The following is a 17562-nucleotide window of genomic DNA, read 5'->3' as shown; positions in this document are numbered from 1 at the left end:
TCCGCGCCATTCGAGAGGTCCTTCAGTCATGCCCAAGTACACCGACGGTTCCGGCCATCGCCCCGCCCTCTCCAAGCTGACCGAACTCACCCAGCAGACCAGGACGAAGCTGACCCACACCGGGCAGAAGCTGAACACCACGAGGCAGAAGCTGTCCAAGAAACATCAGCTCGGGGTCGCCGGTGTCGCCGGTCTCGGTGCCGCGGCCGTCGCCCTGTCGCTCATACCCGGCGGCGGCTCCGAGGCCAGCACCACCGAGTCCGTCTCCGCCTCCTCCGTCGCCTTCAGCTCCCGGCAGGTCGATGACGTGAAGGGCGGCGTCGAGAAGCAGCTGAACGACGCCCTCACGCAGGCCAAGGCCGCCGCCGAGAAGAAGCAGGCCGACGCCGCGGCCGCCGCGAAGAAGGCCGCCGACGCCAAGGCGAAGGCCGCCGCGGAAGCCGCCAAGCAGAAGGCCGAGCAGGCACGCAAGGCGAAGGAGGCCGCGAGCCGGGCCGCCCAGCGCGCCAAGGCCAAGCCGGTCGCGAAGACCTACCCGAACAACCTCGACGGCTGGATCCGCGAGTCGCTCGACGTCATGAAGAAGAACGGCATCCCGGGCTCGTACGACGGCATCAAGCGCAACATCCTGCGTGAGTCCTCGGGCAACCCGAACGCCATCAACAACTGGGACATCAACGCCATCAACGGCGTCCCGTCCAAGGGCCTGCTGCAGGTGATTCCGCCGACCTTCCAGGCGTACCACGTGCCCGGCACGTCCTGGAACATCTACGACCCGGTCGCCAACATCACCGCGGCCTGCAACTACGCGGCCGACCGCTACGGCACCATGGACAACGTCAACGGCGCGTACTGAGTCTTGTACTGAGTCCCGCGCGGACCTCTGGTCTCAGTACAAACGGCGAGGCGCGGCATCCCCTACGGGGTGCCGCGCCTCGTGCGTGCACTACTTACCGCACCAGGGCGCTTACTTGCGCATGACCTCGGGCTCGTGGCGGCGCAGGAAGCGGGCCACGAAGAAGCCGCAGATGACGCCGAGGGCGATCAGTGCGGCCATGTCCATGCCCCAGGCCGCGGCCGTATGCTCCCACAGCGGGTCCGTGCTGCCCGGGTCGTCCGTGTTCGGGCTGATCCGGTTGAAGTCCAGCGTGGCGCCGGCGGCGGCGACGGCCCAGCGCGAGGGCATCAGATACGAGAACTCGTTGACGCCGAGCGCGCCGTGCAGGATGAACAGGCAGCCGGTGAACACGACCTGGACGATCGCGAACATCACCAGCAGCGGCATGGTCTTCTCGGAGGTCTTCACCAGCGAGGAGATGACCAGGCCGAACATCATCGAGGTGAAGCCGAGCCCCATGATCGGGATGGAGAGTTCGAGCATGACGGCGGTTTTGCCGGTGCCGAAGATCAGGGCCTCGTCGGGGATCGTCCGGCTGGAGAAGCCGATCGCGCCGACCATGGCGCCCTGCAGCACCGTGATCACGCCGAGGACGATCACCTTGGACATCAGATACGCGGAACGGGAGAGGCCGGTCGCCCGCTCCCGCTCGTAAATGACCCGTTCCTTGATCAGCTCGCGAACCGAGTTGGCGGCGCCCGCGAAGCACGCGCCGACCGCGAGGATCAGCAGGACCGTGGTGGCCGTGCCGTTCGGGATGATTCTGCCGGTCTTCGGGTTCTCGTTGACCAGCAGCGTCTTGTCCGGGTCGATGAGCAGGCTCACCGCGCCGAGCACCGCCGGCAGGATCACCGTCAGCGCCAGGAAGCCCTTGTCGGACGCGATCACCGACACATAGCGGCGGATCAGAGTGAACAACTGCGAACCCCAGCCCTGCGGCTTCGGTGGACGCATCGACTGGGCGGGCGGCATCTGCGTCGACTGCGCGGCGACGGCGTCGATGTCCGCTGCGTACATCTGGTAGTGCTGCGAGCCCTTCCAGCGGCCCGCCCAGTCGTAGTCGCGGTAGTTCTCGAAGGCGGAGAAGACATCGGCCCAGGTGTCGTAGCCGAAGAAGTTCAGAGCCTCCTCGGGCGGGCCGAAATAGGCCACCGAACCGCCGGGGGCCATGACCAGAAGCTTGTCGCAGATCGCCAGTTCGGCCACGGAGTGGGTGACCACCAGGACCGTACGGCCGTCGTCGGCGAGGCCGCGCAGCAACTGCATGACATCGCGGTCCATGCCCGGGTCGAGGCCGGAGGTCGGCTCGTCCAGGAAGATCAGCGAGGGCTTGGTCAGCAGCTCCAACGCCACCGACACACGCTTGCGCTGGCCACCGGAGAGGGAGGTGACCTTCTTCTCCTTGTGGATGTCCAGCTTGAGCTCGCGCAGCACCTCGTCGATACGGGCGTCGCGCTCCGCGCCCGTGGTGTCCGCGGGGAAGCGCAGCTTGGCCGCGTACTTGAGGGCCTTCTTGACGGTCAGCTCCTTGTGCAGGATGTCGTCCTGCGGGACCAGACCGATGCGCTGGCGCAACTCGGCGAACTGCTTGTAGAGGTTCCGGTTGTCGTAGAGGACGTCGCCCTCGTTGGCGGGGCGGTAGCCCGTGAGCGCCTTCAGGAGCGTCGATTTGCCGGATCCGGACGGGCCGATGACCGCGATGAGCGACTTCTCCGGTACGCCGAAGGAGACGTCCTTGAGGATCTGCTTGCCGCCGTCGACCGTCACCGTCAGATGGCGGGCCGAGAAGGAGACCTCACCGGTGTCGACGAACTCCTCGAGGCGGTCGCCGACCAGGCGGAACGTCGAGTGGCCGACACCGACGATGTCGTTCGGGCCGAGCAGCGCGGAGCCGCCCTTGGCGATCGGCATACCGTTGACGTACGTGCCATTGTGCGAGCCGAGGTCGCGGATCTCGTAGCGGCCGTCGGGCGACGAGTGGAACTCGGCGTGGTGACGGGAGACTTGCAGGTCGGAAACGACCAGCTCGTTCTCCAGCGCACGGCCGATACGCATCACACGGCCGAGGGCCAGCTGGTGGAACGTAGTGGGGCTGCGGTCGCCGTAGACCGGCGGCGCCCCCGCGCCACCACCGGGAACCTTCTGCGCGTACGGCTCCGAAGGCCCCTGTTGCGGGACCTGCGGCGGCTTCTGCCAGCCCTGCTGCGGCGACTGCTGCCCCGGCGGCGCCTGCTGGGCCGCCCAGCCGGCCGCCCCCGCACCCTGCGCGGCGTACGGCTGCTGCTGGGGCTCCGCCTGTGGTGCGGCCGAGGCCGAGCCGGCGGCCGAGACCTTCACGAGCGGGCCGTCGTTCGCGTTGCCGAGGTTCACGGACGAGCCCGGGCCGATCTCCATGTGATGGATCCGGTGGCCCTGCACAAAGGTGCCGTTGGTGCTGCCGTGGTCCTCTACGACCCAACTGCGGCCGTTGAAGCTGATCGTGGCGTGACGCCAGGACACCCTGGCGTCGTCGAGCACGATGTCCCCCTGCGGATCGCGTCCGAGGGCGTAAGGCCTGGACGCATCGAGCGTCCAGGTCCGTCCATTCAATTCCAGTACGAGTTCCGGCACTCCATGCCCCACGTGAGTTGTCCCCCGAGTTACCCCCATCACAGGGAGTCTAGGGATGTCGAACATCGGGGGGAACTATTTCAGGACGACCCCTCTGACCGAAAGTCGGGCCTTGTGATGACCGCGTACGGGCGGCTTGTCCGTTTCCGTTGACTGTGTTCAAACCGACCCGGAGAGTGGTAATCCCACGCGAGGGGGACATCCACGGTGGAGACATCGCGGCGCGCAGTCGGGGGGCTGACGATGAGCTACGAGACCGCCAGGGACGGCAGGCGACTGCCGGTGGGCGATGTGCTGTTGTCCGCGATCGCCGCTGTGAGCTGGGCGTTGATCGGGATGGCGGGCGTGGCCGCGCTGGGGCTGCATCTGCTGGAGGCGGACGCGTCGGGCTCGCTCGGGACGATGACCGCGGCTGTGGTGGCGCTCGGGGCGGGTGGTTCGGTGACGCCGTCCGGCGATGTCTCGGCCTTCGGCCTCGAGGGCGCCGAGGCGGAGACCGCCCTACAGATCACGCCACTCGGAGTGAGCCTTGTGGGTGCGCTTCTGCTGGCCTGGTTCTTCCTACGCTCCTTGCGCGCGGCGGGAGTTGTCATCTCACCCGGTGAACTCGCGGCGCGCGCGGGCGCGGTCGTGGTGCTCTTCGTGGCGATGCTCGGCGGACTCGCCTGGGCGGGTCACGACGTGATCACGATTGACGGCGGTTCGCTCGGACTCGACCAACTGCCGGGCGGCGGACTACCGGACGACATCGAGGTGCCCGGACTCGGAGACATCGGCGGCCTGCTGCCCGACCGCCTCGGGGACCTCGCGAACGCCAACGCGGAGGTCGGCTTCACCGTCGACACCGTGCCGACCCTGCTCGGCGGTACGGGATGGGTGCTCGGCGTGCTGCTGATCGCACTGCTGGCCTCGCGCCGTACGCCATTGCCGCGCGGCTGGGAGGCCGTGCACCGGGTGGTACGGCCGGCCGCGTCCGCGCTGGTCACGGTGTTGCTGGTGGCGGTCCTCGCGGGGCTCGCGGCGGCGGCGTACGCGGCGATCGGCGACGACCATCCGAAACGGATCGCGGGCGCTGCCCTGCTCGGGGCGCCCAACGGGGTGTGGCTGGGCGTCCCGATCGGGCTCTTCGTGCCGTGGGACGGCTCGGCCTCGGGCGGGCTCGTACAGTTCCTGCCCGCCCCGCTGGACGAGTTGCTGAGCCTGTCCTCCGACCAGCCCGCCACTCTCGGGCGGCTGGCCGAACTGGACGGGCGGGTCTGGCTGTTGGGGGTCGCGACCGCGTTGATGATGCTGTACGCGGGCGTGCTGACCGCGGTGCGTACGCCGTTCGTACGCGCGCGGGGGGCCGCCCTCGGTTTCGCGGGGCGCTGTGCGCTGCGGCTGGCGATCGTGACGGCGCTCGCGCTGCCGCTGCTCGCCTGGCTGACGGAGGTGTCCGTGGACGCCTCGCTGTCCGTTCTCGGTGTCGACGCGTTCGACGCCGGCATCGAGTTGCACGGGCAGCTGGGCATGGCAATGCTGCTCGGCGCCTTGTGGGGCGCGGGTGCGGGGGCGGCGGGGGCGCTGCTCGCCTGTGCCAGCGGGGCCGCGGGGCGGCGCGCGGCCCCGCTGGCGCGGGGGGATGCGGAGGGGTCGACGGAGCCGGGCGGGCAGACCAGGCCGGTCGAGCCGGTGGCACCGTCGTACGCGGAGAGCCCCGAGCAGCGGTACGCAGAGAGCCCTGAACAGCCGGGGCCCTACAGCCCCGCCCCCTCGTACCGCTCGCCGAACCCCGATACCAACCCCTATCTGAACCTCCCGGACGATCTACGGGAGCCCGAGGACGGACGGCGGCATCCCGGACCCCGGCCTCCCGGGACCCGAGCACCCGGGGCCCGGCCTCCCGCTGCTCCGCCTCCCGGCTCACGGCCTCCCGCTGCTCCGCCGCCTGGCGCACGGCCGTCCGGAGCGCAGTCTCCTGGCCCACGGCCTCCGGGAGCGCAGCCTCCCGGCTCATGGCCTCCCGGAACACAGCCTCCCGGCCAGCGGCCTTCCGGAGCACAGCCTCCTGGCTCACAGCCTCCTGGCGCACAGGCCCCAGAGACCGGGCGCCCTCCCGATGTGTACGGCGCCCCTACGGTCGCGGGCCCCTACACCCCACCGCCCGCCCCGAAGCCGCGCTCCAAGCGCGGGCCGTCCCAGGACGGGCCGCCTCCGCCGCCGGAGGAACCGCCGCCTCCGCCCAGGCGGCCTCGCGGACGGCCGTGAGGGGAAGGGTTCGGCATGCCTTGGCCGGAGGCGTCTCGTGGGCGTCATGGCTCGGGAAAGGCGAGGTCACCGAGATGACGCCCAGTGTTTCCCGTCCGCTGGGCGGACCGTAGAAGCAGTGGGCAGGGGGTGCCGGTTACTGTGGGAAAACCATGAGCGCTTCGCAGACCACCGACGCCCCCACTCTCCTCGTCAAGATCTTCGGCAAGGACCGGCCCGGCATCACCGCCGGGCTCTTCGACACCCTCGCCGGATACTCGGTCGACGTGGTCGACATCGAGCAGGTCGTGACCCGAGGCCGGATCGTGCTGTGCGCGCTCGTGAGCCAGCCGCCGGCCGGCGTCGAAGGCGAGCTGCGGGCCACGGTGCACAGCTGGGCGGATGCCCTGAAGCTCCAGGCCGAGATCATCTCCGGCCACGGCGACAACCGGCCGCGCGGCCACGGACGGTCGCTCGTCACCGTGCTCGGGCACCCGCTCACCGCACAGTCGACGGCCGCGATCGCCGCCCGGATCACGGCGACGGGCGGCAACATCGACCGTATCTTCCGGCTCGCCAAGTACCCCGTGACGGCGGTCGAGTTCGCCGTGTCCGGTACGGAGCCCGAGAAGCTGCGGACCGCCCTGGTGACCGAGGCCGCGGCGCTCGGTGTCGATGTCGCGGTCGTCGCGGCCGGGCTGCACCGGCGCGCCCAGCGCCTCGTCGTCATGGACGTCGACTCGACGCTGATCCAGGACGAGGTGATCGAGCTCTTCGCCGCCCACGCCGGCTGCGAGGACAAGGTCGCCGAGGTGACGGCGGCGGCGATGCGGGGCGAGCTGGACTTCGAGCAGTCACTGCACGCGCGCGTGGCGCTTCTCGCGGGGCTCGACGCCTCCGTGGTGGACAAGGTGCGCAGCGAGGTGCGGCTGACGCCGGGGGCGCGCACGCTGATCCGTACGCTGAAACGGCTGGGCTACCAAGTGGGCGTCGTCTCGGGCGGGTTCACGCAGGTGACGGACGACCTCAAGGAGCGGCTCGGGCTCGACTTCGCCCAGGCCAACACGCTGGAGATCGTCGACGGGAAGCTGACGGGCAAGGTCACCGGCGAGATCGTGGACCGGGCGGGTAAGGCGCGACTGCTGCGACGGTTCGCCGCCGAGGCGGGGGTGCCGCTGGCCCAGACCGTGGCGATCGGTGACGGGGCGAACGATCTTGACATGCTGAACGCGGCGGGTCTTGGCGTTGCGTTCAACGCCAAGCCGGTTGTGCGCGAGGCCGCGCATACCGCCGTGAACTTTCCGTTCCTCGATACCGTGCTGTATCTGCTGGGCGTGACCCGTGAAGAGGTCGAGGCTGCGGACATGCACGTGGATTGAGGGCCGGGCGCTCCGCTAAGAGTGCGGTTCGGTGAGCTCGGTTGGTTCTGTGGTTTGGCGACTGCGGGTCCGTTGTGGCTGGTCGCTCCCCCACTCTCGGCTGCGCTCGAGCGGGGGGACCCCCATCGCGGCGGAGCCGCAAATTGACACAGCCCCGCGCCCCTATCGGGGTCTGCGGTCCCTCAAGCGGTCACGGTGCCGCACCGGACGTCGCCTGCACCTCACGGCGCCGCCACGAACACAGACGGGCCCGGCACCCTCGCGGTGCCGGGCCCCTCCACGTAGGTCCGGGCTACTCGGTCGGCGCCCAGTAGTCGAGCAGTGTGCCCAGGCCGGGCTCGAGCGCCTTCCAGGAGCCGGAGAAGCTGAGCACTGCGAACGCGGCGGTGGGGAAATCGCGGCTGCTCATTCGCTCGCGGGCGTCGCCCTCGGAGTGGCCGGCCAGGATGTCGGCCAGGGCCTGTACTCCGGGGTTGTGGCCGATCAGGAGTACGTTCCGCATGTCGTCCGGGGCTTCGTTGAGCACGGCGATCAGCTCGCCCGGCGAGGCCTCGTACAGCCGCTCCTCGTAGACCGTTTTCGGCCGCTGGGGGAACTCCTGAACGGCGAGTTTCCATGTCTCGCGGGTGCGGGTCGCGGTGGAGCAGAGGGCCAGATCGAAGGGGATGCCGGTGTCGGCCAGCCTGCGTCCGGCGACGGCGGCGTCCTTGCGGCCCCGCTCAGCGAGCGGCCGCTCATGGTCGGACACCTGTGGCCAGTCGGCTTTCGCATGCCGGAAGAGGACAATCTTGCGGGGTTCTGCGACGCTCATGGAACCCAGCTTCGCATGAAACACGCCATGGGGCGCAGGGAGTTGGCACGCTGCCCCGACATGGCGGATCCTCCAGCTCAGGAGCTCTGCTGCAGCACCGTCTGCTGGATGCGCTCGATGAGTTCGCCGACCGCGGGGTCGCCGCTCGCCGCGTGGGCGTCCGCGGGGTTGAGTATCAGCAACAGCAGCGCGACGAAGGCGAGCGCGGGCAGGGCGAGGGCCCACCAGGGCAGCCGAACCTCGACGCCGCCCCTGGTCGCCGAGCTGGACCGGGTGTCCGTACGGGCCGACATACCGCCTCCGTGGGTCTTCGACTGGTCCGTGGATCCGCGTCCTCGCGGCCACACTTCGAAGCTACGGAATGAAGAGCGCTCAACCCATCCGGTGATCCACCCACTTGACCCTGACACTCGCCCCCTAGGGGATGGTGGTGCTAGCCCCACCATCCGGCGGCAGATGCGCGCACCGGGGCACTCGCGCCCTCAGAGTCACCGATTCACGGCGAAGCGATCGACGCGATGACGCCGATGATCACGAAGATGGCGAAGAAGGCGCCGAAGACGAGCAGCATCTTCTTCTGGCCGTTCCTGGGGTTCGGGTCGAGCACGGGCATACGGCCAGTCTCGCACCCTTCGTCCACCCGCTCAGCAGAGGGTCGCTGTCCACCCGCTCAGCAGAGGGGTCGCTCGCCCCGAACCAGTGCAGTCGCTCGCCGGAGCGGGCCGGTCACCGCCGTGCCCGGCGCGCGGTCTCATCCTCGACGGTGCGGTCACGCCCGGCCAGGAAGCCCACCACGATCTGCGGGATCATCAGGGCCGTCATGAGCGCGAGCGGCAGTCCCCAGCCGCCGCTGTGCTGGTAGAGCACGCCCACCAGGAGCGGGCCCGGCATCGAGATCAGGTAACCGGTGCTCTGCGCGAAGGCCGAGAGCTTCGCGACCCCGGCGCTGGACCGGGTCCGCATGCCGATCAGGGTGAGGGCCAGCGGAAAGGCGCAGTTCGCGATGCCGAGCAGCAGCGCCCAGACCCAGGCGCCGCCCGCCGGGGCGAAGTACAGGCCCGCGTATCCGGTGAGGCCGCACAGGCCGAGGGCGATCGCGATCGGGCCCTGGTGGGGCAGGCGCGTGGCCACCTTGGGGATGACGAACGACAGCGGCACGCCCATCACCATCGTGACGGCGAGGAGCAGCCCGGCCGTGCCCGCCGGGACGCCCGCGTCACGGAAGATCTGCGGCATCCACCCCATCGTGATGTAGGCGGCGGTGGCCTGGAGCCCGAAGAAGACGGCGAGCGCCCAGGCGGTACGGCTCCGGGTGATCCGCACGGCATCCGGCTCCCGGCGCGCATCAGAAGCCGAAGCCGCACCGGAAGCCGAGGGCGCAGCTGCCGCAGCCGTGCCGGAAGCCGAGGGCGCAACTGCCGCAGCCGTGCCAGAAGCCGAGCCCGCACCGGAACCCGGAGCCGCCCCCCGGTCACGTACAAGAAGAACCCAAGGCACCACGGCCAGGGCCGCGACGCCCGCCCACACGGCGAGCCCCCACTGCCAACTGCCGCCCAGGGCCCCGGTCATGGGCACCGTCACGGCCGCCGGGGCGGCGGTGCCGAGGGCCATGGCCATGGAGTACAGGCCGGTCATGGAGCCGACGCGGTTCGGGAACCAGCGCTTGACGATCACCGGCATCAGGATGTTGCTGACCGCGATGCCCATGAGTGCGAGGGCGCTGGCCGCGAGGAACCCCGCCGTGTTCCCGGCGAAGGGCCGGATCGCCAGGCCCGCGGCGATGGCCACCATGCCGGCGCACACCACGGTGCCGGGTCCGAAGCGGCGGGCGAGGCGCGGGGCCATGACACCGAAGACGGCGAAGCAGAGCGTCGGTACGGACGTGAGCAGTCCGGCGACGCTGCCGCTCATGCCGAGTCCGGTGCGCACCTCTTCAAGGAGGGCACCGAGGCTGGTGATCGCGGGCCGCAGGTTGAAGGCCGTGAGGACGAGGCCGACGATCACCAGGCGCGTCCCCCACGCGCGCGGGGCGGGCTTCGGGGATCCGCCGGAGGTTCCGGAGGAACTGCGTAGAGCCATGGGCTGGGATGTGGACGTCGTCGTCCGGGTCTCCGTACGGGTTTCCTCGCCTGCCATGCGGCCCATCATAGAATCATGGGATGATTGGTTGTCCACCTGGAGTCAGCTGCGTTCTGCGCGAAGGAATGCCATGCCCCTGAGCCACCCCCGACGATCGGCGCTGTCCGAGCAGGTCATCGCCGCGCTGCGCGGCCAGATCACCTCGGGCGAATGGCCCGTGGGCTCCCGCATCCCCACCGAGCCGGAGCTGGTCGAGCAGCTGGGCGTGGCCCGCAACACGGTGCGCGAGGCCGTGCGTGCGCTCGCGCACAACGGCCTGCTCGACATCCGCCAGGGCTCGGGCACCTACGTCGTGGCGACCAGCGAACTGGCGGGCGTGATGCACCGCCGCTTCGCGGACGCCGATCCCCGGCACATCGCCGAGCTGCGCTCCGCGCTCGAGTCGAGCGCCGCGAAGCTGGCCGCCGAGCGCCGTACCGAACGCGACCTGAAGCAGCTGCACGCGCTCCTGGTGCGACGGGAGGAGGCCTGGGAGTCGGGCGACATAGAGGCCTTCGTCGTCGCCGACACGTCGTTCCACATGGCGGTGGTGGCCGCGTCCCACAACGACGTCATGACGGCGATGTACGCGGACCTCGGCGAGGTCGTACGCGACTGGCTGCGCGAGGACGTGGGCGAGGAGCTGACGCCCGAGACGTACATGGACCACACTCGCCTGCTGGACGCGATCCGCGCGGGCGACGCGCAAACCGCCTTCACAGAGGCCGCGAGCTATCCGTTCCTGTGCCGCCCGAGGGGCCCGGTCGCCTCCGAAGACTGACGCGTCACTTCAGGCGCCTCATCTGGCGCATCACCTCTGACGCCTCACTTCTGGTGCGTGACCCAGGCCGACCGGACCTCCTTCCAGCACCGGCCGGTCAGCCGCACGGTCTGCGTGGGCCCCACCGCGACCGGGGCCCCGTCGCTGTCGATGTCCCACCACCGGTCGCACTCGATGTGCAGGGCGAGCCGGTCGATCTCCGGGTACGGGTTGTGGCAGTACGCGGTCACATACGAGCCCTCGACCCTGATGCGGCACTCGGCCCCGAAGGGCCTGTCGAGGGGCACGCGCGCGTGGGGGCCCGTTTTCGGGAGGTGCGGGGTGTCGCCGTAGGCCGGAGCGAGCGGGAGGGCGAGTGCGGCCAGCAGCGGAGCGAAGCGCGGGAAAAGGCGCACAAGGGAGACCTCCTCCGGGCCGGGGAGGGACGTACATGATGAACGCCTAGTCCAGAGTGCGCAGTTGCCGCCCTCGACCGCCCGGCCGGGTAGGCCGAACGAGTGATGGTGAGGGCCCGCGCCCCACCGGTTGTCCGGCAGGTCGCGGGCCCTCACCCATCGCTCAGGCCACAGCGGCAGCGTCACGCACCGATCGCGTGCAGACCGCCGTCCACGTGGATGATCTCGCCGGTCGTCTTCGGGAACCAGTCGCTCAGCAGGGCGACCACACCGCGTCCGGCCGGCTCGGGGTCCTTGACGTCCCACTCCAGGGGCGAACGGCTGTCCCACACAGAGGCCAGCTCGCTGAAGCCCGGGATGGACTTGGCGGCCATGGAGCCGATGGGGCCCGCCGAGATGAGGTTGCAGCGGACGTTCTGCTTGCCGAGGTCGCGCGCCATGTAGCGGCTGGTGGCCTCCAGGGCGGCCTTTGCGGGGCCCATCCAGTCGTACTGCGGCCAGGCGTACTGCGCGTCGAAGGTGAGACCGACGACGGAGCCACCGTTCTGCATCAGCGGCAGACAGGACATGGTCAGCGACTTCAGGGAGTACGCCGAGACGTGCATGGCGGTGGCGACGGACTCGAAGGGCGTGTTGAGGAAGTTGCCGCCGAGGGCGTCCTGCGGGGCGAAGCCGATGGAGTGCACGACCCCGTCGAGACCGCCCAGCTCCTCGCCGACGATGTCGGCCAGGCGCCCCAGGTGCTCGTCATTGGTGACGTCGAGCTCGATGACCTTGGTGGGCTTGGGGAGCTTCTTGGCGATGCGCTCGGTCAGCGTGGGCCGCGGGAACGCGGTCAGGATGATCTCGGCGCCCTGCTCCTGGGCCAGCTTGGCGGTGTGGAAGGCGATGGAGGACTCCATCAGCACACCGGTGATCAGGACGCGCTTGCCCTCGAGGATTCCGCTCATGGTTCAGTGACCCATTCCCAGTCCGCCGTCTACGGGGATGACGGCTCCAGTGATGTACGAGGCGTCGTCCGAGGCGAGGAACCGCACCGCTGCGGCGACCTCCTCGGGCTGCGCGTACCGGCCGAGCGGCACCTGCTTCACGATGCCCTCGCGCTGCTCGTCGCTGAGCACCTTGGTCATGTCGGTGTCGACGAAGCCGGGGGCGACGACGTTGAAGGTGATGTTGCGCGAGCCCAGTTCGCGGGCGAGGGAGCGCGCGAATCCGACCAGGCCGGCCTTGGAGGCGGCGTAGTTGGCCTGGCCCGGGCCGCCGTACAGCCCGACGACCGACGAGATCAGTACGACGCGGCCCTTCCTGGCGCGCAGCATGCCGCGGTTGGCGCGTTTCACGACGCGGAAGGTGCCGGTGAGGTTGGTGTCCAGGACGGACGTGAAGTCCTCCTCGGACATCCGCATCAGCAGCTGGTCCTTGGTGACGCCGGCGTTGGCGATCAGCACCTCGACCGGACCGTGCTCGGCCTCGATCTCCTTGTAGGCCTGCTCCACCTGCTCGGTGTCGGTGATGTCGCACTTGACGGCGAGGAACCCCTCCGGTGGCTCCCCCGAGCGGTACGTGATCGCGACCTTGTCGCCCGCGTCGGCGAAAGCGCGGGCGATGGCGAGGCCGATGCCCCGGTTTCCTCCGGTGACGAGAACCGAGCGGCTCAACGGATCACCCTTTCGATAGCCGGTCTGGTACCTCGAAAACCTATCGCTGCCGCTCCCTCTACGGAGAATCGAGCACCGACAGTGGCGTACGGGACTCACTGTCGGGTCCCTACAGAAACGTGTGGCCGCGGGACTCTCGGCGCGACATGATCGGAGCTGACAGGGCGACGACAGCAGGGAGACCTCCGTGCCTCATTCCATCGACGAAGCCTTTACGGCACTACCGCTCAGGTCCTTGGCCGACGCCGCGCTCGCCCGCGCCCGGGCGCTCGGCGCCGAGCATGCCGACTTCCGGTTCGAGCGCGTGCGCAGCGCGGCCTGGCGGCTGCGGGACGGCAAGCCGTCCGGGTCGTCGGACACGACCGATCTGGGGTTCGCGGTGCGGGTGGTGCACGGCGGGACCTGGGGGTTCGCTTCCGGTGTCGACATGACGATGGACGCCGCCGCGAAGGTGGCCTCGCAGGCCGTCGCGATGGCGAAGCTGTCGGCCCAGGTGATCAAGGCGGCAGGTTCCGAATCGGGAGGTGCGGCGCGCAGCGCCTCCTTGGAAGGGCGGTGGCGGGAGACGGGCGGGCGGGTCGAGCTGGCCGATGAGCCCGTGCACGCCGAGAAGACCTGGGTCTCCTCGTACGAGATCGATCCCTTCTCCGTACCGGACGACGAGAAGGTGGGGCTGCTCACGGACTGGAGTGCGCGGCTGCTCGCGGCCGACGGGGTCAGCCATGTGGACGCCTCGCTGCTGACCGTGCACGAGAACAAGTTCTATGCCGATACGGCGGGAACCGTCACCACCCAGCAGCGCGTGCGGCTGCATCCGCAGCTCACCGCCGTCGCGGTCGACGAGTCGAGCGGTGAGTTCGACTCCATGCGGACGATCGCACCGCCGGTCGGCCGCGGCTGGGAGTACCTGACGGGCACCGGCTGGGACTGGGATTCCGAACTGGAGCGGATCCCGGAGCTGCTCGCCGAGAAGATGCGGGCGCCGAGCGTCGAGGCGGGGGTGTACGACCTGGTCGTCGACCCGTCCAACCTGTGGCTGACGATCCACGAGTCCATCGGGCACGCCACGGAGCTGGACCGTGCGCTCGGCTACGAAGCCGCGTACGCCGGGACGTCCTTCGCCACCTTCGACCAGCTGGGCAAGCTGCGGTACGGCTCCGAGCTGATGAACGTCACCGGCGACCGGACCGCCGAGCACGGGCTCGCGACGATCGGCTACGACGACGAGGGCGTCGCGGGGCAGTCCTGGGACCTGGTCAAGGACGGGACGCTGGTCGGCTATCAACTCGACCGCAGAATCGCGAAGTTGACCGGCTTTGAACGGTCCAACGGCTGCGCGTACGCCGACTCCCCCGGCCATGTGCCGGTGCAGCGCATGGCGAATGTGTCGCTTCAGCCGGATCCCGGCGGGCTCTCCACCGAGGACCTGATCGGCGGCGTGGACCGCGGGATCTATGTCGTCGGCGACCGTTCCTGGTCCATCGACATGCAGCGCTACAACTTCCAGTTCACGGGGCAGCGCTTCTTCAAGATCGAGAACGGGCGGCTCGCGGGCCAGTTGCGGGATGTCGCGTACCAGGCGACGACGACCGACTTCTGGGGCTCGATGGCCGCGGTCGGCGGCCCGCAGACGTATGTCCTGGGCGGTGCATTCAACTGCGGCAAGGCCCAGCCGGGCCAGGTCGCGGCGGTCTCGCACGGCTGCCCGTCGGCCCTCTTCAAGGGCGTCAACATCCTCAACACCACGCAGGAGGCCGGTCGATGAGCGTCAGCACGGGAATCGCCTGGGTGTCCGGGGGCCCGCGGCGGCAGCCGCTGATGTCACAGTCCCCGGGAAAGCACAGTCTGAACACCACCCAGGAGGCCGGTCGATGAGCGCGCGTACGAACAAGCCGCATGAGGTCGTCGAGCGTGCCCTCGAGCTGTCGCAGGCCGATGGCTGCGTCGTGATCGCCGACGAGTACTCGACGGCCAATCTGCGCTGGGCGGGCAACGCGCTCACCACGAACGGGGTCACGCGCGGGCGCACGCTGACCGTCATCGCGACCGTCGACGGCAAGGAGGGCACCGCCTCCGGGGTCGTATCGCGCTCGGCGGTGACGGCGGACGAGCTGGAGCCGCTGGTCCGGGCCGCCGAGGCGTCGGCCCGGGGCGCGGGCCCGGCCGAGGACGCGCAGCCGCTGGTGACGGGGGTCGCGGAGTCCCCCGAGTTCACGGAGGCGCCGGCCGAGACCTCGTCGGGCGTCTTCGCGGACTTCGCCCCGGCGCTCGGCGAATCGTTCGCACGCGCGCGTGAGGGCGGACGCGAGCTGTACGGCTTCGCCAACCACGAGCTCGTCTCCAGCTACCTCGGTACGTCCACGGGGCTGCGTCTGCGGCACGACCAGCCGAACGGGACGCTGGAGTTGAACGCCAAGTCTCCGGACCGTACGCGCTCCGCGTGGGCCGGTCGGTCGACGCGGGACTTCAAGGACGTGGACCCGGCGGCGCTGGATGCGGAGCTGGCCACGCGCCTGAGGTGGGCGGAGCGGCGCGTCGAGCTGCCTGCCGGGCGGTACGAGACGCTGCTGCCGCCGACCGCCGTCGCGGATCTGCTGATCTACCAGATGTGGTCGTCGTCGGCCCGGGACGCGGCCGAGGGCCGGACGGTGTTCAGCAAGCCCGGCGGCGGTACGCGCATCGGCGAGAAGCTCACCGAGCTGCCCCTGACGCTGTGCAGCGACCCTAACGAGCAGGGCCTGGAGTGCGCGCCCTTCGAGCTCGCGCACTCCTCCGGGGGCGACTCCTCGGTGTTCGACAACGGGCTGCCCCTCCAGGCCACCGAGTGGATCCGGGCCGGCGAGCTGGCCCATCTGATCAGCTCCCGGCACAGCGCGGGCCTGACCGGACTGCCGGTGGCTCCCGGCATCGGCAACCTGATCCTCGACGGCGGCGAGGAGAAGTCCCTCGAGGAGATGGTGGCCGCGACGGAGCGGGGCCTGCTGCTGACCTGCCTCTGGTACATCCGCGAGGTCGACCCGGCCACCCTGCTGCTGACCGGGCTGACCCGGGACGGCGTCTATCTGGTCGAGAACGGCGAGGTCACGGGCGAGGTGAACAACTTCCGGTTCAACGAGTCGCCGGTGGATCTGCTGGGGCGGGCGGCCGAGGCGGGGCGCACGGAGAAGACACTGCCGAGGGAGTGGAGCGACTGGTTCACCCGGGCCGCGATGCCGCCTCTGCGCATCCCGGACTTCAACATGAGCTCCGTCAGTCAGGGCGTATGACGGGGCCCATGGCTCAGGTGACAGGGCCCATGGCTCCGGGCGCATAACGGCGTGGGCTCTGTCAGTGCGGGCGTATAACCTCGTAGCTGGCTGTCATTCGACCGCCCGAAGATCATCCAAGGAGATACGAGAACCGTGACGGACATCGTCGACGAGCTGAAGTGGCGCGGGCTGATCGCCCTGTCCACTGACGAGGACGCTTTGCGCAAGGCGCTCGCGGACGGTCCCGTCACGTTCTATTGCGGCTTCGACCCGACGGCGGCCAGTCTGCACGTCGGCCACCTGGTGCAGGTCCTCACCATGCGCCGCCTCCAGCAGGCGGGCCTGCGCCCGCTGGCCCTGGTGGGCGGGGCGACCGGCCAGATCGGCGACCCGCGCCCGACGGCGGAGCGCACGCTGAACGATCCGGAGACGGTCGCGAACTGGGTCAACCGGCTGCGCGGGCAGATCGAGCCGTTCCTGTCCTTCGAGGGTGAGAACGCCGCGGTGATGGTGAACAACCTGGACTGGACGGCCGGGATGTCGGCCATCGAGTTCCTGCGGGACATCGGCAAGCACTTCCGCGTCAACAAGATGCTGACCAAGGATTCGGTCGCCCGGCGCCTGGAGTCCGAGGAGGGCATCAGCTACACGGAGTTCAGCTACCAGCTGCTCCAGGGCATGGACTTCCTGGAGCTCTACCGCAGGTACGGCTGCACGCTCCAGCAGGGCGGCAGCGACCAGTGGGGCAACCTCACGGCGGGACTGGACCTGATCCACCGCCTGGAGCCGCATGCCGAGGTCCACGCGATCGCGACGCCGCTGATGACCAAGGCGGACGGCACGAAGTTCGGCAAGACCGAGGGCGGTGCCATCTGGCTGGACCCCGAGATGACGACGCCGTACGCGTTCTACCAGTTCTGGCTGAACGCGGACGACCGGGACATCTCCGGGTACATGCGCATCCTGTCCTTCAAGTCCCGCGAGGAGCTGGAGGAGCTGGAGAAGGTCACCGAGGAGCGTCCGCAGGCCCGGACCGCCCAGCGGGCGCTGGCCGAGGAGCTGACTACGCTGGTGCACGGCGCCGAGCAGACGGCCGCCGTGATCGCCGCGTCGCGCGCCCTCTTCGGCCAGGGTGAACTGGGTGAGCTGGACGAGGCGACGCTGAGTGCGGCGCTCTCCGAGGTGCCGCACATCCAGGTCGCCGAGCTGGGCCCGGTGGTGGACCTCTTCGCCGAGGTCGGCCTGGTGGCCAGCAAGTCGGCCGCGCGGCGGACGGTCAAGGAGGGCGGGGCGTACGTGAACAACGCCAAGGTCGCCGGCGAGGACGCCGTCCCCGCCAAGGAGGACCTGCTGCACGGGCGGTGGCTGGTGCTGCGGCGCGGCAAGAAGAACCTCGCGGCGGTGGAGGTCACGGGCGGCTGAGCGGGCGCCTGAGCGG

15 protein-coding genes are annotated in these 17562 nt (G+C 69.9%); 7 read left to right on the top strand and 8 right to left on the bottom strand.

Annotated elements, in window-relative coordinates:
* Positions 1-28 precede the first annotated feature (28 nt).
* Positions 29-856: a transglycosylase SLT domain-containing protein gene (locus OHT21_RS36895; protein WP_328772612.1), complete on the top strand. Its 828-nt coding sequence runs from the start codon at positions 29-31 to the stop codon at positions 854-856.
* Positions 857-967: 111 nt separating this feature from the next.
* Here OHT21_RS36895 and OHT21_RS36890 read toward each other — a convergent pair whose 3' ends face one another.
* Positions 968-3508, bottom strand: a complete 2541-nt coding sequence (locus OHT21_RS36890; RefSeq protein ID WP_443050689.1) for an FHA domain-containing protein — start codon at positions 3506-3508, stop codon at positions 968-970.
* 243 nt (positions 3509-3751) lie between these two features.
* On the opposite strand from OHT21_RS36890, the gene OHT21_RS36885 reads away from it, so the two are divergent.
* Both OHT21_RS36885 and serB read left to right on the top strand, forming a co-directional pair.
* Positions 3752-5755: a streptophobe family protein gene (locus OHT21_RS36885; protein ID WP_328772610.1), complete on the top strand. Its 2004-nt coding sequence runs from the start codon at positions 3752-3754 to the stop codon at positions 5753-5755.
* A gap of 152 nt (positions 5756-5907) precedes the next feature.
* Positions 5908-7113, top strand: coding sequence for a phosphoserine phosphatase SerB (gene serB / locus OHT21_RS36880; protein ID WP_328772609.1), 1206 nt, complete (start codon positions 5908-5910; stop codon positions 7111-7113).
* A 292-nt stretch (positions 7114-7405) separates the two neighbouring features.
* On the opposite strand, the gene OHT21_RS36875 is transcribed toward serB, so the two are convergent.
* From OHT21_RS36875 to OHT21_RS36860, 4 genes are all read right to left on the bottom strand, one after another.
* The gene (locus OHT21_RS36875; RefSeq protein WP_328772608.1) at positions 7406-7924 is read right to left on the bottom strand and encodes a SixA phosphatase family protein; all 519 of its coding nucleotides are present in this window, start codon (positions 7922-7924) and stop codon (positions 7406-7408) included.
* A 77-nt stretch (positions 7925-8001) separates the two neighbouring features.
* Positions 8002-8217, bottom strand: coding sequence for a hypothetical protein (locus tag OHT21_RS36870; protein WP_328772607.1), 216 nt, complete (start codon positions 8215-8217; stop codon positions 8002-8004).
* A gap of 203 nt (positions 8218-8420) precedes the next feature.
* Positions 8421-8537 carry an SGM_5486 family transporter-associated protein gene (locus OHT21_RS36865; protein ID WP_328772606.1) on the bottom strand — a complete coding sequence of 39 codons (117 nt, stop codon included), beginning with the start codon at positions 8535-8537 and terminating at the stop codon, positions 8421-8423.
* A gap of 113 nt (positions 8538-8650) precedes the next feature.
* Positions 8651-10060 (bottom strand): CynX/NimT family MFS transporter, encoded by a 1410-nt coding sequence (locus OHT21_RS36860; RefSeq protein ID WP_443050510.1) that lies wholly within the window; start codon positions 10058-10060, stop codon positions 8651-8653.
* Between the two features lie 73 nt (positions 10061-10133).
* Here OHT21_RS36860 and OHT21_RS36855 point away from each other — a divergent pair, with 73 nt between their 5' ends.
* Positions 10134-10823 (top strand): FadR/GntR family transcriptional regulator, encoded by a 690-nt coding sequence (locus OHT21_RS36855; RefSeq protein WP_328772604.1) that lies wholly within the window; start codon positions 10134-10136, stop codon positions 10821-10823.
* A gap of 44 nt (positions 10824-10867) precedes the next feature.
* On the opposite strand, the gene OHT21_RS36850 is transcribed toward OHT21_RS36855, so the two are convergent.
* The 3 genes from OHT21_RS36850 to fabG all read right to left on the bottom strand — a co-directional run bounded on the left by OHT21_RS36850 (position 10868) and on the right by fabG (position 12876).
* Positions 10868-11218 (bottom strand): hypothetical protein, encoded by a 351-nt coding sequence (locus tag OHT21_RS36850; protein ID WP_328772603.1) that lies wholly within the window; start codon positions 11216-11218, stop codon positions 10868-10870.
* 182 nt (positions 11219-11400) lie between these two features.
* Positions 11401-12168, bottom strand: a complete 768-nt coding sequence (gene fabI / locus OHT21_RS36845; RefSeq protein WP_328772602.1) for an enoyl-ACP reductase FabI — start codon at positions 12166-12168, stop codon at positions 11401-11403.
* A gap of 3 nt (positions 12169-12171) precedes the next feature.
* Positions 12172-12876 carry a 3-oxoacyl-[acyl-carrier-protein] reductase gene (gene fabG, locus OHT21_RS36840; protein ID WP_328772601.1) on the bottom strand — a complete coding sequence of 235 codons (705 nt, stop codon included), beginning with the start codon at positions 12874-12876 and terminating at the stop codon, positions 12172-12174.
* Positions 12877-13063: 187 nt separating this feature from the next.
* Here fabG and OHT21_RS36835 point away from each other — a divergent pair, with 187 nt between their 5' ends.
* The 3 genes from OHT21_RS36835 to tyrS all read left to right on the top strand — a co-directional run bounded on the left by OHT21_RS36835 (position 13064) and on the right by tyrS (position 17546).
* Complete coding sequence (locus OHT21_RS36835; protein ID WP_328772600.1) at positions 13064-14641, top strand: TldD/PmbA family protein; 1578 nt, start codon at positions 13064-13066, stop codon at positions 14639-14641.
* 106 nt (positions 14642-14747) lie between these two features.
* Positions 14748-16142 (top strand): metallopeptidase TldD-related protein, encoded by a 1395-nt coding sequence (locus tag OHT21_RS36830; RefSeq protein WP_328772599.1) that lies wholly within the window; start codon positions 14748-14750, stop codon positions 16140-16142.
* Positions 16143-16277: 135 nt separating this feature from the next.
* Positions 16278-17546 carry a tyrosine--tRNA ligase gene (tyrS, locus tag OHT21_RS36825; RefSeq protein WP_328772598.1) on the top strand — a complete coding sequence of 423 codons (1269 nt, stop codon included), beginning with the start codon at positions 16278-16280 and terminating at the stop codon, positions 17544-17546.
* The last annotated feature ends 16 nt before the right edge of the window (positions 17547-17562 follow it).

The sequence above is a fragment of the Streptomyces sp. NBC_00286 genome (assembly GCF_036173125.1).
GTDB lineage: Bacteria > Actinomycetota > Actinomycetes > Streptomycetales > Streptomycetaceae > Streptomyces.
This window is presented reverse-complemented; position numbering and strand designations above follow the sequence as displayed.